12 protein-coding genes are annotated in these 14,352 nt (G+C 65.2%); 7 read left to right on the top strand and 5 right to left on the bottom strand.

Annotated features, from left to right (window positions below; translation table 11 throughout):
- The first annotated feature begins 95 nt into the window (after positions 1-95).
- The 4 genes from radC to nadB all read left to right on the top strand — a co-directional run bounded on the left by radC (position 96) and on the right by nadB (position 3,395).
- Positions 96-899 carry a RadC family protein gene (gene radC / locus L5014_RS06440; protein ID WP_238462741.1) on the top strand — a complete coding sequence of 268 codons (804 nt, stop codon included), beginning with the start codon at positions 96-98 and terminating at the stop codon, positions 897-899.
- 279 nt (positions 900-1,178) lie between these two features.
- Positions 1,179-1,412: a 50S ribosomal protein L28 gene (rpmB, locus tag L5014_RS06435; RefSeq protein WP_027794135.1), complete on the top strand. Its 234-nt coding sequence runs from the start codon at positions 1,179-1,181 to the stop codon at positions 1,410-1,412.
- Positions 1,413-1,422: 10 nt separating this feature from the next.
- On the top strand, positions 1,423-1,590 hold the full coding sequence (gene rpmG, locus L5014_RS06430; protein ID WP_027817504.1) for a 50S ribosomal protein L33: 168 nt from the start codon (positions 1,423-1,425) through the stop codon (positions 1,588-1,590).
- Between the two features lie 203 nt (positions 1,591-1,793).
- Entirely contained in the window at positions 1,794-3,395 is a 1,602-nt protein-coding gene (gene nadB, locus L5014_RS06425; protein WP_238462740.1) for an L-aspartate oxidase, read from the top strand.
- 107 nt (positions 3,396-3,502) lie between these two features.
- Here the strand turns inward: nadB and nadC are convergent, their stop codons facing one another.
- The 5 genes from nadC to purN form a co-directional block, all read right to left on the bottom strand.
- Positions 3,503-4,417 (bottom strand): carboxylating nicotinate-nucleotide diphosphorylase, encoded by a 915-nt coding sequence (gene nadC, locus L5014_RS06420; RefSeq protein ID WP_238462739.1) that lies wholly within the window; start codon positions 4,415-4,417, stop codon positions 3,503-3,505.
- On the bottom strand, positions 4,417-5,547 hold the full coding sequence (gene nadA, locus L5014_RS06415; RefSeq protein WP_238462738.1) for a quinolinate synthase NadA: 1,131 nt from the start codon (positions 5,545-5,547) through the stop codon (positions 4,417-4,419). The genes nadC and nadA overlap by 1 nt, the downstream gene beginning before the upstream one ends.
- A gap of 276 nt (positions 5,548-5,823) precedes the next feature.
- Entirely contained in the window at positions 5,824-7,020 is a 1,197-nt protein-coding gene (locus tag L5014_RS06410; protein WP_238462737.1) for a DesA family fatty acid desaturase, read from the bottom strand.
- Between the two features lie 515 nt (positions 7,021-7,535).
- Positions 7,536-8,927: an RsmB/NOP family class I SAM-dependent RNA methyltransferase gene (locus L5014_RS06405; RefSeq protein ID WP_238462736.1), complete on the bottom strand. Its 1,392-nt coding sequence runs from the start codon at positions 8,925-8,927 to the stop codon at positions 7,536-7,538.
- Complete coding sequence (gene purN / locus L5014_RS06400; protein ID WP_238462735.1) at positions 8,924-9,616, bottom strand: phosphoribosylglycinamide formyltransferase; 693 nt, start codon at positions 9,614-9,616, stop codon at positions 8,924-8,926. The genes L5014_RS06405 and purN overlap by 4 nt, the downstream gene beginning before the upstream one ends.
- A 176-nt stretch (positions 9,617-9,792) precedes the next feature.
- On the opposite strand from purN, the gene L5014_RS06395 reads away from it, so the two are divergent.
- The 3 genes from L5014_RS06395 to lspA all read left to right on the top strand — a co-directional run bounded on the left by L5014_RS06395 (position 9,793) and on the right by lspA (position 14,330).
- Positions 9,793-10,788, top strand: a complete 996-nt coding sequence (locus L5014_RS06395) for a bifunctional riboflavin kinase/FAD synthetase (RefSeq protein ID WP_238462734.1) — start codon at positions 9,793-9,795, stop codon at positions 10,786-10,788.
- A 171-nt stretch (positions 10,789-10,959) separates the two neighbouring features.
- Positions 10,960-13,812: an isoleucine--tRNA ligase gene (gene ileS / locus L5014_RS06390; protein WP_238462733.1), complete on the top strand. Its 2,853-nt coding sequence runs from the start codon at positions 10,960-10,962 to the stop codon at positions 13,810-13,812.
- Positions 13,812-14,330, top strand: coding sequence for a signal peptidase II (lspA, locus tag L5014_RS06385; RefSeq protein ID WP_238462732.1), 519 nt, complete (start codon positions 13,812-13,814; stop codon positions 14,328-14,330). The genes ileS and lspA overlap by 1 nt, the downstream gene beginning before the upstream one ends.
- Positions 14,331-14,352: the final 22 nt, after the last annotated feature.

Genomic DNA, 14,352 nt, shown 5'->3' with positions numbered 1-14,352 from the left:
GTCCGGCCGCCTTCCCGCGGTCGGAAAAACCCTATTGTAAGCCACATGGTTACCGGACGGCGGCCCGCACTCCCCGACCGGCACGAGGAGGTCGAATGCTCGAAATCGCCTGCAGCAAACCGCTTTGGCGCGACGGCGCCGCTCCCGGCGCGGACGGCGCGCCGCTCACCCTCGCGCGCGACGTGGCGCAAGCCACCCCGGTCGCTGCAGCCACGGGCGGCGAGCGCACGGGTACTGCGGCACGGCGCCGCGCAATGCCGCGCGAGCGCCTGCGCGAATCTGGTCCGGCTGCGCTCTCCGACCTCGAACTGGTCGCACTCCTGCTCGGCTCGGGACTGCGGGGCCATGACGTATTCGACGTCGCCAGGTCGCTGCTCGGCCATTTCGGCTCGCTGCGCGCCATGCTCGACGCACAGCGCGAGGAGTTCGAGGGCTTGCGCGGTATTGGCCCAGCCAAGGCCTCGACGCTCGTCGCGGTCCTCGAACTCGCCCGCCGCGCGCTCGCCGAGCAACTGGAAGAAAAACCGTTGATCGATTCGCCGGGCGCGGTCGAGGACTATCTTCGCCTGCTGATCGGCGGGCGAGGCTATGAAGTGTTCGTGTGTCTATTTCTCGACGTGCGGCACCGGCTGATCCGCACCGAAGAAAGTACGCGCGGCTCGCTCACGCGCATGGCGGTGTACCCTCGCGAAATCGTGCGGCGCGCCCTGATGCTCAATGCGGCGAGCCTGATCGTCGCGCACAATCATCCGTCGGGCGCGGTCCAGCCAAGCGCGAGCGACCGGCGCCTCACGCGGGTGCTGCGCGAAACGCTCGCGCTCGTGGAAGTGCAGCTCGTGGACCATCTGATCATCGGCACACAGGAGACGTTTTCGTTCGCCCAGCACGGCCTCGATTGATACGCCACCATCGGAACCCATTTTGCAAATCCTGCCGGCATGCGCCGTCGTCACCACACCAGCCGCAAATCGGTTTGATTTCCATGGCATTTTCCTGCTAGAATTCTAGTTTGCCTATTTCCAACCCTGTTCCGAAAGCCTATCGAGGCGTTCCAGGGGAAATATGGCCTGGGTTCGAGGTTGTCTCTCATCCATACGTGAGCGCTCTCCTTTCCGGCCATTTCTCGCCTGGGAAACTTAAGCGGCTCTCGAACTCAGAATTTCCGTAGGAGTGCACTCATGGCACGTGTATGCCAAGTCACTGGGAAAGCGCCGATGAGCGGCAACAACGTTTCCCACGCTAACAACAAGACCAAGCGCCGTTTCCTCCCGAATCTGCAAAACCGCCGTTTCTGGGTTGAAAGCGAAAACCGTTGGGTGCGTCTGCGCATCTCGAACGCAGGCCTGCGCCTGATCGACAAGAACGGCATCGATTCCGTGCTCGCAGACCTGCGCGCACGCGGCGAACTGTAAGGAGTAAATCATGGCCAAGGGCATCCGCGACAAGATCAAGCTCGAGTCGACCGCAGGCACGGGTCACTTCTACACGACCACGAAGAACAAGCGCAACATGCCGGAAAAAATGTCGATCAAGAAGTTCGACCCGGTTGTTCGCAAGCACGTCGAGTACAAGGAAACCAAGATCAAGTAATTGATCCGGTTTCGAGCCTGACGAAGACAGAAAAACCCCGCCTTTTGGCGGGGTTTTTCTTTTTGCGCCGCCTGACAAGACCTCACTCGGAGTATGCTTCCCGCTTCACCCGCCGCCCTTCATGCGCGCCGCCTTCGAAGGCGGCTCAGCGCGCCCCCAGGCGGCACGAAGCAGCAGGACAAGAGAGACGGAGAAGCAGGACCATGAATTTCGATGTAGCGATCGTCGGCAGCGGGCTGGCGGGACTGAGCGTCGCACTGAACCTCGCTGACACGCGCCGCGTGGTGCTGATCGCCAAGCGCGCGATGACCGAAGGCGCGAGCGACCGCGCGCAGGGCGGTATCGCCGCGGTGCTCGATTCGGCCGACAGCGTGGAAAACCATGTGGACGACACGCTCGTCGCCGGCGGCGGCCTGTGCGACGAGGCGGCCACGCGCTATATCGTCGAGCACGGCCGCGAGGCCATCGAATGGTTGATCGGCCAGGAGGTGCCGTTCACGAAAGACGCCGCCGCCGAACTCGGCTTCCATCTCACGCGTGAAGGCGGCCATAGCCACCGGCGCATCATCCACGCCGCCGACGCCACCGGCCATGCTGTCGTGCAGACGCTGCTCGAGCGCGCGCGCCAGCATCCGAACATCACGATCCTCGAAGATCACCAGGCAATCGACGTCATCACGTCCGACCGCCTCGGCCTGCCGGGCCGCCGCTGCCACGGACTCTACGCGCTCGACCTGAAAAACGACCGCACGGTGACGATCCAGGCGCCGCACACGGTGCTGGCCACCGGCGGCGCGGGCAAGGTCTACCTCTACACGACCAACCCCGACACGGCCACCGGAGACGGCATCGCCATGGCCTGGCGCGCGGGCTGCCGGGTCGCGAACATGGAGTTCATCCAGTTCCACCCCACCTGCCTGTTCCACCCGCACGCAAAGTCCTTCCTGATTTCCGAAGCCGTGCGCGGCGAAGGCGGCGTGCTGCGCCTGCCCGACGGCACGCGCTTCATGCCCGCGCACGACACGCGCGCGGAACTCGCGCCGCGAGACATCGTCGCGCGCGCGATCGACTTCGAGATCAAGAAGCACGGCATCGACTGCGTGCATCTCGACATCAGCCATCAACCGGCCGCGTTTCTCGAAGAGCACTTTCCGACGATCCTCGCGCGCTGCCGCGAATTCGGCATCGACATCACGAAGGAGCCGATCCCCGTCGTGCCCGCCGCGCACTACACCTGTGGCGGCGTCGTCACCGACCTCGCCGGCCGCACCGATCTCGCCGGGCTCTACGCAGTCGGCGAGACGTCGTACACGGGTCTGCACGGCGCCAACCGGCTTGCCAGCAACTCGCTGCTCGAATGTCTCGTGATCGGCCGCTCCGCCGCCGAGGCGATCGAGACCGAAGGCTTCGGTGCAGGCGCGCACGCCCCGCTGCCCGACTGGGACGAAAGCCGCGTCTCCGATTCCGACGAGGAAGTCGTGGTCGCCCACAATTGGGACGAACTGCGCCGCCTCATGTGGAACTACGTGGGCATCGTGCGCACGGACAAGCGCCTCGAGCGCGCCCAGCATCGCATCGCGCTCCTGCGCGACGAGATCCTCGAGTACTACGCGAACTTCCGCGTGACGCGCGATCTGCTGGAGCTGCGCAATCTGGTCGACGTGGCGTCGCTGATCGTCGAGAGCGCGCGCTCGCGCCGCGAGAGCCGCGGCCTGCACTACAGCCGCGACTGGCCGAACTCGCTGCCCAAGGCACTGCCCACCGTGCTCTCGCCGGAACGCGTGCGCAATCGCACCTTGTCGTAAGGCCAGCGCGCGACGGCGCACAAAACGCCATCGTCCCAGCAAAAAGGCCGCCTCTCGCGAGGCGGCCTTTGTTCATTCGGCGCCTGAAACGCAGCGCTATCAGACGATCAGACGATCCGCATCGAGTAATCGGTCGCCCGAACGTCCTTGGTCAGCGCGCCGATCGAGACGCGATCCACGCCCGTTTCCGCAATCGTGCGCACCGTATCGAAGTTGACGCCGCCCGAGACTTCGAGCACCGCGCGCCCCGCCGTGCGTTTGACCGCTTCACGCATCATCTCGAACGAGAAGTTGTCGAGCAGCACCGACTTCGCGCCATGCTCCAGGGCCGCATCGAGCTGTTCGAGCGTCTCGACTTCGATCTGGATCGGCACACCGGCATTCAGCGCGATCGCCGCGTCCATCGCTGCGCCGACACCGCCGGCCGCCGCGATATGGTTTTCCTTGATCAGAATGCCGTCGTAAAGCGCGAGACGCTGGTTGGCACCACCGCCCACGCGCACCGCGTACTTCTGCGCGAGGCGCAGGCCCGGCAGCGTCTTGCGCGTGTCGAGAATGCGCGTCTGCGTGTGCGCGATCATGTCGACGTAGCGGCGCGTCACGCTCGCCATGCCCGAAAGCAGTTGCAGAAAATTCATCGCGTTGCGCTCGGCCGTGAGGAGCGAGCGCGCCGGCCCGCGCAGCGAGCAAACGATGGTATCCGCCGCCATGCGCTCGCCTTCGCGATAGTGCCAGCGCACCTCGATGCGCGAGTCGACGCGCTTCATCACGCCGTCAAACCACAGCACGCCGCACAGCACCGCGTCCTCGCGCACGATGATGCGCGCATCGCGCACTTCGTCCTCGGGTACGAGACGCCCCGTCTGGTCGACGGGTCCGACGTCTTCCTCGAGCGCATCCGCGACGTTGCGTGCGATCGCGGCATCGAACACCGCACCGTACTGCGCGCGCACTTCGTCGAGCACGGGCGCAACAGCTTCCGCGGCGCGCAACGCGCGCGCGCCCTCCTTCAGGTTTGTCATTACGCCGCTCCCACCTGCGAGAACAGCGCGGTGTCGCGCGCGAGGTCACCGCTCGCCTGCACGCGGCGCTTGTGCTCTGCCGCGAATGCGAGCATGCGGTCGATCGACACGCGTGCGCGAACGCCCAGCGACGCATCGACAAGAATCTCGTTGTGGCCGCGCTCGAGCACGTCGGCGAGATTCGTGAGGCCGTTCATGGCCATCCACGGGCAATGCGCGCAGCTCTTGCAAGTCGCGCTGTTGCCGGCCGTGGGCGCCTCGATGAACGTCTTGCCCGGCGCCGCGAGCCGCATCTTGTGCAGGATGCCGAGATCGGTCGCGACGATAAAACGCTGCGCGTCGAGCTTCACTGCCGCGTCGATCAGTTGCGAGGTCGAGCCGACCACGTCCGCCAGCGCAACCACGGCTTCCGGCGATTCGGGGTGCACGAGCACCTTGGCATCGGGATATTCGGCGCGCAGCAGATCGAGCTCGATGCCCTTGAACTCGTCGTGCACGAGGCACGAGCCCTGCCACAGCAGCATGTCGGCGCCGGTCTTCTTCTGGATATAGCTGCCCAGATGGCGGTCCGGCGCCCAGAGGATCTTCTCGCCCTTCGCATGGAGGTGAGCGACGATCTCGAGACCGATCGAAGAAGTCACCATCCAGTCCGCGCGCGCCTTCACGGCGGCGCTGGTGTTCGCATAGACCACCACGGTGCGATCGGGATGCGCGTCGCAGAACGCGGAGAATTCATCGACGGGGCAGCCGAGATCGAGTGAGCAAGTCGCGTCGAGGTCCGGCATCAGGATGCGCTTGTTGGGGCTCAGGATCTTGGCGGTCTCGCCCATGAAGCGCACGCCCGCCACGACGAGCGTCTGCGCTTCGTGATCGCGGCCGAAGCGCGCCATCTCGAGTGAATCGGCCACGCAGCCGCCGGTCTCGTCCGCTAGCTCCTGCAATTCAGGATCGACGTAATAGTGCGCGACGAGCACTGCCTTCTCGCGCTTGAGCAATGCGCGAATGCGCTCCTTCAATGCAACGCGCTCCGCTGCGCCGGGTGCGTCGGGCACCTTCGCCCACGCTTGTCCGACGCCGCAGACGGCACCCTGCGGCCGGTCATATTCGACCTTCCTGATTGCCTGACTCATGATCTCCTCTGTTGGCCGGAGTTGGAGCAAAGCTCCCTACTCTGGCCCCATGCACTAGTTGCAACCCTGCCGATCACCACGGCTCCAGACCGGTGCATAACACCAGCTTTTCCGCGGCCCCAAAAGAAAAACCCCGCCAGCGCGGGGTTTTGTGACGTACCTGAATTCTAATGGATTTTTTCGAGACTCACGCAGCGCGCATTGGGCACCGCGAAGCGGCGAATTTGCAAAACCCGCGCAAACCCGGCGAGAAGCTATCGAAAAAACCGCGAAGAATCAGGCGTAGCGGCGCAGACGCGACGCAAATTCCTGAAGTGCCTTGATACCGCTTTGCTCGGCACGATGGCACCAATCCTGGAGCTGCGTAAGCAGTTGTTCGCGCGAGGCGCTCGAACGCTCCCAGATTGCCGCGAGTTCGTTGCGCAACTCAATGTACGTGCGCAGCTTCTGGCTGTTCGCGAAGATCTGCGGCAACTGGCGCTTCTGCGGCTCGTTCAGGCTGGCTTCTTCCTTGTCGAACCAATTGCGCGCGCCACGCATGACCTTGTACTTCTCGCGCTCGCCCACTTCCTTCAGATGCGCGAGCTCCTGGCGATACGCCTGCTTCACGGCCTTCGCGTAACGCGCCATCACCTCATAGCGGTTCGAGAGCACGGCCTGGAGCGTCTCGTGGTCGGGCACGAGCTTGCCCTTGGTGAGACGCGGCGTGGGCGCGACCTTCTTGACCTTGGCAAGACCCACTGCCTGCATGATGCGGATGTACATCCAGCCGATATCGAACTCGTACCACTTGTTCGAGAGCTTCGCGGAAGTCGCGAAGGTGTGGTGGTTGTTGTGCAGTTCCTCGCCGCCGATGATGATGCCGAACGGGATAAGGTTCGTGCTCGCATCCGACGAATTGAAGTTGCGATAGCCCCAGAAGTGGCCAAGGCCGTTCACGACGCCGGCGGCCCAGAACGGGATCCACGCCATCTGCACGGCCCACACCGAAAGTCCGACCACGCCGAACAGCGCGACGTCGATCACCATCATGATGCTCACGCCGAGGATCGGGAAGCGCGTGTAGACGTTGCGCTCCATCCAGTCGTTGGGCGTGCCGTGGCTGAAGCGGCGCAGCGTTTCTTCGTTCTTCGCTTCGGCGCGGTAAAGCTCGGCGCCTTCGAGCAGCACCTTCCAGAGGCCGCGCGTTTGCGGGCTGTGCGGGTCTTCTTCGGTCTCGCACTTGGCGTGGTGCTTGCGGTGAATGGCCGCCCACTGACCCGTGAGCATGCCCGTGGTCATCCACAGCCAGAAACGGAAGAAGTGGCTGGCGATGGGATGCAGATCGAGCGCGCGATGCGCCTGGCAGCGGTGCAGGTACACCGTCACGCCGATGATCGTGATGTGGGTAACCACGGCCACGAACAGCAGGATCTGCCACCACGAGAAATGCAGCACCCCGTGGGCAAGGAAATCAAGCAGGGAATTCAACAAGGTTTTTACCCGCGAAACGAGGCGCACCGGCCTTTCGGCCCTGCGCCAATGTCAAGAAAATGAAAGCGACCAGGAGGGGTTGGACGGCATTCTACTAGAACCGTTCCAAGTGGTTGTAACAAATAGAGATTTTTTTCCCAAATGACGGCGGAGTCAATCTCCGTCCGTATTTTTGAGGCGGTTTGCCACACCCGCTCGGGTCTTTTCTGTGCCTTCGAATACGTCTTCGAACCCCATTAGCCTCTAGCGCCATTCAGCTAACAGGATCGCAGCTACGCCTTAACATGACCTTAAGTGATCAGGGCACCGGATCGGGCGCGTGCGCCGGATGACCGATAGCCGCATGGCGCGCTGCGCCGGCGGAGCTATGCGCCCCGGCCCTGAATTCTGCACTCGCTGATGGTGTCGCGAATACGCAACGTCGTAAAAAAGACCCCCGATGAAGGAGCCCAATGCGACGCGGGGCCGTCCGGCTTCCACCGGACGGCCCCGAGCGATTGGTCACAACCGCTTGCTTATTCCAGTGCCGCGTCCGGCTCGTCGGCCTCGGACTGCTGCGCCTTTGCGATGGCGTCGGCGGTTTCGGTTTCGGCGGCAGCCTCGTCCGGCGTCGTGACGGCGCCAGTCTTCTTCGCCTTCGGTTGCGCTTCGCCGCGGCGCTCCAGCACGGCGGCAAAGAAGCCGTCCGTGGCGTGGCGGTGCGGCCACATCGACAGGTACTCGCCGGTGTCGAGGTCCACGCGCTGATCTGCCAGCGCCTCGCGTGCGTTCACCAGCACGAAGTCGGGATGGGCTTCGAGGAACTGCTTCACGACCGCTTCGTTCTCGGCTTCCAGAATGCTGCAGGTCGCGTAGACGAGGCGGCCGCCGCGCTTGAGCAGGCGCGCCGCGCTCGTGAGAATCGAAAGCTGCTTGGGCGCAAGCTCGGCGAGCGACTCCGGCGACTGGCGCCATTTGAGGTCGGGGTTGCGGCGCAGGGTGCCAAGCCCCGAGCACGGCGCATCCACGAGGACGCGGTCGATCTTGCCGATCAGGCGCTTGATCTTGGCGTCATGCTCGCTGTCGATCAGCACGGGATTCACGTTCGACAAGCCGCTGCGCGCAAGGCGCGGCTTGAGCTTGGCGAGGCGCCGCTCGGAAATGTCGAACGCATAGAGACGGCCCGTCGAGCGCATCATCGCGCCAAGCGCCAGCGTCTTGCCGCCCGCGCCCGCGCAGAAGTCGACCACCATCTCGCCGCGGCGCGGCGCGACGAGCGAGCACAGCAGCTGGCTGCCCTCGTCCTGCACCTCGAACCAGCCTTCCTTGAACGCGTCGAGCCTGGCGAGCGCGGGCTTGCCCGTCACGCGCACGCCGAACGGCGCGAACGGCGTTTCGCCGGCTTCGATGCCGACTGCGGCCAGCGCGCGCAGCAGCTCGTCGCGGCTCGCCTTGATCGGGTTCGCGCGCAGGTCGAGCGGCGCCGGGTAGTTCAGCGCGGCGGCCAGTTGCGCGAGCTCGGCGGCCTCGAAACGCGTTTCCAGCGCCTTTACGATCCACTCGGGCAAATTGAGCTGCACGCGCTGCGGCAGGCTAACCGGATCGATCTTCGCGACGTGCTCGAGCCAGGTTGCCTCGGCGTCGGAAACGAACGGGCGGATGGCCGAGCGCCCCGCGGTCGCCATCAGGCCGAGCAGCGTGAGGCGCCGCGTCGGGCTGCCCGTGCCGCTCTCGGCCAGGTGCGCGAACTCCATGCGCCGGCGCAGCACGGCGAACACCGCCTCGGCAATCACGCCACGCTCGGCATGGCCGAGCTTCGGGTGCTCGCGGAAGAAGCGGCTCGTCACCGCATCGGCGGGGCCAGTGAACTTGAGTACGTCGGCAAGCAACGTCTCGGTCTGTCCGATCAGGAAACCATGCAGCCTCATGCGCCCTCCCCGGCGTGTGTTTGTGCACTTGCTTGTGTGTTTTCTTGCACGTCGGCCTCGTCAGGGAAGAGCCACTGCGCCTCGGGCGGCGTGAGCGTCACGCGCTCGCCGTCGAGCGCGAGGCGCCCTTCGACGAACCAGCGCACCGCACGCGGATAAATCACGTGTTCGGTCTTGAGCACGCGCGCGGCGAGCGCCGCGGCGTCGTCGCCCGTGCGCACGGGCACGACCGATTGCATCACGATCGGACCATGATCGAGCGTCGGAGTGACAAAATGGACCGTGGCGCCATGCACGCGGCAGCCCGCGTCGATCGCTTTTTCGTGCGTTTTCAAGCCAGGAAAGCTCGGCAGCAGCGACGGATGGATATTGAGCATGCGACCCGAATAACGCTGCACGAAGCCCTCGGTCAGCACGCGCATGAAGCCCGCGAGCACGACGAGGTCCGGCGTGAAGCCGTCTATTACCTGGGCGAGCGCCGAGTCGAAGGCGGCACGGTCCGGATACTGGCGGTGGTCGACGACCGCCGTGGCAATGCCATGCGACGCCGCGAACGCGAGGCCCGCGGCGTCGGGACGGTTGGCAATCACGGCGGCGACGCGCGCCGGCCAGGCTTCCTGCGCGCATGCGCGCACGATGGCCTCCATGTTGCTGCCCCGCCCGGAAATCAGAATGACGAGATTTTTCATCCGCGGATTTTATCATCGGGGAAGGCGTCCGACGCTCGCGCGGCGGCGATCGTCGTCCCGTGCGTTTATAATCTCCTGTTTAGTCGCGGCCGTGGCCGCATAACCGGTCTTGATCGGCGCGCATGGCTCGCGCGCACTTTTCCAGGTTCCCTCAGGTTCCTCCAGGTTCCGCTATCGTGAGAGTCTTCCGCGGTCTTCCCAACGCCGAAAGTCGCGCGCCCTGCGCGCTCACCATCGGCAACTTCGACGGTGTCCACCGCGGGCATCAGGCGTTGCTCGCGCGCGTGCGCGCTGCCGCAGACGCGCGCGGCCTGCCCGTCTGCGTGATGACCTTCGAGCCGCATCCGCGCGAGTTCTTCAACCCGGCCAGCGCCCCGCCGCGCATCGCCATGCTGCGCGACAAGCTCGAAGCGCTGCGCGAGAACGGCGTGGACCGCGTCGTGGTCGAGCACTTCAACCACACGTTTGCGAGCCAGTCGCCCGACGCGTTCGTCGAGCGCATCATCGTGGGCGGCCTGCATGCGCGCTGGATGATGATCGGCGACGACTTCCGCTACGGCGCCAGACGCGCGGGCGACTTCGCCTCGCTGCAGGTCGCGGGCGCCGAGCACGGTTTCGAAGTCGAGCAGATGGCCACCGTAGCCGATCCGTCGGGCGTGCGCATCTCCAGCTCCGCCGTGCGCACACAACTCGCGGCGGGCGACCTCGACGCGGCGCGCGCCTCGCTTGGCCGCGGCTACGAGATCAGCGGGCATGTCACGCACGGCCTGAAGCTCGGCCGCGACCTCGGCTTTCCCACGCTGAACCTGCCGATCGGCCACAAGCGACCGGCGCTCAAGGGCATCTTCGTCGTGCAGGTGCACGGTATCGCCGACCATCCGCTGCCCGGCGTCGCGAGCCTCGGCCTGCGCCCGACGGTGGACGACTCGGGCCGCGTGCTGCTCGAAGTCCATTTGCTCGACTGGCACGGCGACGCCTACGGCAAGCTCGTGCGCGTCGAATTCCTCAAGAAGTTGCGCGACGAGGAGAAGTTCGCCGACCTCGAAACGCTCACCGCCGCGATTGCGCGCGACGTGGCGAACACCCGCGCGTGGTTCGCCGCCGCGGGCATCGATGTAACCGGCAGCCGCTCCACCGGCTTCGCCACCTCGGCCACCGACCGAATTAGGTAAGCCGCGGCCCGCGCGCGTGTCTTGTCCTGCAAGGCGAGACCACGGCACGCACGGGCCGCTCCGCCCGCGAGGCGCCGCAACTTCGGCAGTGTGCGGCGCCCGAGGCGACGGTTGCGCGGCATGGCCGCAATGCTGACGCCGAGCATCCCCCGAATTCCACGTGATCTCACCATGAGCGACAAGAAAGCATCCTCCGGCAAAGCCGCGCAGAAGTCCGAATCGAAGTACCCCGTCAATCTTCTGGACACCCCGTTCCCGATGCGTGGCGACCTGCCCAAGCGCGAGCCGCAATGGGTCAAGGAGTGGGAAGAGCAAGGCATCTACAAGAAGATCCGCGAGGCCTCGAAGGGCCGCAAGAAGTTCATCCTGCACGACGGCCCGCCGTATGCAAACGGCGACATCCACCTCGGCCACGCGGTCAACAAGATCCTCAAGGACATGATCGTCAAGGCGCGCAATCTCGCGGGCTACGACGCGGTCTACGTGCCGGGCTGGGACTGTCACGGCATGCCGATCGAGATCCAGATCGAGAAGCAGTTCGGCAAGTCGCTGCCTGCCCAGGAAGTGATGAAGAAGGCGCGCGAGTACGCGGCCGGCCAGATCGAGACGCAAAAGGCCGGCTTCAAGCGCCTGGGCGTGCTCGGCGACTGGGACAACCCGTACAAGACCATGAACTTCGTGAACGAGGCGAACGAGATTCGCGCGCTCGCGAAGATCATCGAGAAGGGCTACGTGTTCCGGGGCCTGAAGCCCGTGAACTGGTGCTTCGACTGCGGCTCGGCGCTGGCCGAGGCCGAGGTCGAGTACAAGGACAAGACCGATCCGACCATCGACGTGCTGTTCCCGTTCGCGCAACCCGAGCAGACGGCAAAGGCGTTCGGCCTCGCCGCCCTGCCCCGCGAGGAAGGCGGCATCGTGATCTGGACCACCACGCCGTGGACCATCCCGTCGAACCAGGCGCTCAACGTGCATCCGGAGATCGCCTACGCGCTCGTGGACACCGAGCGCGGCTTGCTGATTCTCGCGCAAGAGCGCGTTGAAGACTGCATGAAGGACTTCGGCCTGACCGGCACGATCGTCGCCACCACGCCGGGCGAGAAGCTCGCGAACCTGCGCTTCCATCACCCGCTCGCCGCGGCGCATCCGGGCTTCAAGCGCACTTCGCCCATCTATCTGGGCGACTATGTCACGACCGACACCGGCACGGGCATCGTGCACTCGGCGCCCGCCTACGGCGTGGAAGACTTCGTGTCGTGCAAGTCGCACGGCATGGCCGACTCGGACATCATCAGCCCGGTGATGGGCGATGGCCGCTACATCGAATCGCTGCCGCTCTTCGGCGGCCTCACGATCTGGGCCGCGAACCCGAAGATCGTCGATGCGCTCGACGCCGCCGGCACCCTGCTGCGCAGCGAAAAGTACCTGCACAGCTACATGCACTGCTGGCGCCACAAGACGCCCATCATCTACCGCGCCACCTCGCAGTGGTTCGCGGGCATGGACGTCACCCCGAAGGAAGGCGGCAAGACGCTGCGCGAAACGGCGCTCGAAGGCATCGAGGCGACGGCGTTCTACCCGTCGTGGGGCAAGCAGCGCCTCTACTCGATGATCGCGAACCGCCCCGACTGGACGCTCTCGCGCCAGCGCCAATGGGGCGTGCCGATGGCGTTCTTCGTGCACAAGGAAACCGGCGAGCTGCATCCGCGCACGCTGGAGCTGCTCGAAGAAGTCGCCAGGCGCGTGGAGAAGGAAGGCATCGAGGCGTGGCAGACGCTCGACCCGCGCGAATTGATCGGTGACGACGCCAATATGTACGAGAAGAACCGCGACACGCTCGACGTGTGGTTCGACTCGGGCACGACGCACTGGCACGTGCTGCGCGGCTCGCACAAGGACGACCTCCAGTTCCCGGCCGACCTCTATCTCGAAGGCTCGGACCAGCACCGCGGCTGGTTCCATTCGTCGCTGCTCACGGCTTCGATGCTCGACGGCCGCCCGCCGTACAACGCGCTGCTCACGCACGGCTTCACCGTCGACGGCGAAGGCCGCAAGATGTCGAAGTCGCTCGGCAACGGCGTCGATCCGCATGAAGTCGCGAACCGCCTGGGCGCGGAAATCATCCGTCTGTGGATCGCCTCGACCGACTACTCGGGCGAACTGGCGATCTCGGAAGAGATTCTCAAGCGCGTGACGGAAGGCTATCGCCGCATCCGTAACACGCTGCGCTTCCTGCTTTCGAACCTCTCGGACTTCGACTTCGAGAAGCACGCGCTGCCCGCCGATCAGTGGCTCGAAATCGACCGCTACGCCGTCGCGCTCACGCACACGCTGCAAAGCGACGTGCTGTCCCACTACGACCGTTACGAGTTCCACCCGGTCGTGGCGAAGCTCCAGACATTCTGCTCGGAAGACATGGGCGGCTTCTATCTGGACGTGCTCAAGGACCGCCTGTACACGAGCGCGCCGGATTCGGCCGCGCGCCGTGCCGCGCAGACCGCGCTGCACCACATCACGCACAGCCTGCTGCGCATCCTTGCGCCGTTCCTCTCGTTCACGGCCGAGGAAGCCTGGAAGGTGTTCCAGCCGAACACCACGACCATCTTTACCGAGACGTTCCACGCGTTCCCGGACATCGCGCAGGCTCCCGAGCTAATCGCCAAGTGGACGCTCCTGCGCGAAGTGCGCGGCAACGTGACGAAGGCGCTCGAAGAGGCCCGCGTGGCGAACCAGATCGGCTCGTCGCTGCAAGCCGAAGTGCGCATTCTGGCAAGCGGCGCGCGTTACGACGCACTGGCGACGCTGGGCGAGGACCTCAAGTTCGTGCTGATCACCTCGGCGGCCGAAGTCGTGAAGGTCGAAAGCGAAGCCGACGAAGGCGTCGAAGTCGTCACGTCGAAGTACCTCAAGTGCGAGCGTTGCTGGCACTACCGTGAAGACGTTGGCACGAACGCCGAGCACCCGGGCCTGTGCGGCCGCTGCGTGGTCAATCTGTTCGGCCACGGCGAAGCGCGGAGCGCGGCATAATGGCCAAGACGACCCTGCCGAAACAGTCGAAGTCGAACGGCGCGCGCGGCACGCTCGCGCCGTGGCTCGGCATCGCGGTGATCGTGATCCTCGCCGACCAGCTCACGAAGATCGCCATCGCCAAGGTGTTCAGCTACGGCGAAGGCCGCGTGATCACGCCGTTCTTCAACCTCGTGCTGGTCTACAACAAGGGCGCGGCGTTCAGCTTCCTCGCCGCGGCGGGCGGCTGGCAGCGCTGGGCGTTCACGGCGCTCGGCGTGGTCGCGGCCATCGTGATCTGCTACCTGCTCAAGCGCCACGCAGGGCAACGCCTCTTTTGCACCGCACTGGCGCTGATACTCGGCGGCGCGCTCGGCAACGTGCTCGACCGCCTGATGTACGGCCATGTGATCGACTTCCTCGACTTCCACCTGGGTTCGTCGCACTGGCCGGCGTTCAACGTTGCCGATAGCGCAATCACCGTTGGCGCCATCCTGCTGGTGTTCGACGAATTGCGGCGCGTGCGCAGCTCGCGCTGAGCGCGTCCATCGCACGTCCATT

This window comes from Paraburkholderia tagetis, from assembly GCF_022213065.1.
GTDB classification, from domain to species: Bacteria; Pseudomonadota; Gammaproteobacteria; order Burkholderiales; family Burkholderiaceae; genus Paraburkholderia; species Paraburkholderia tagetis.
This window is presented reverse-complemented; position numbering and strand designations above follow the sequence as displayed.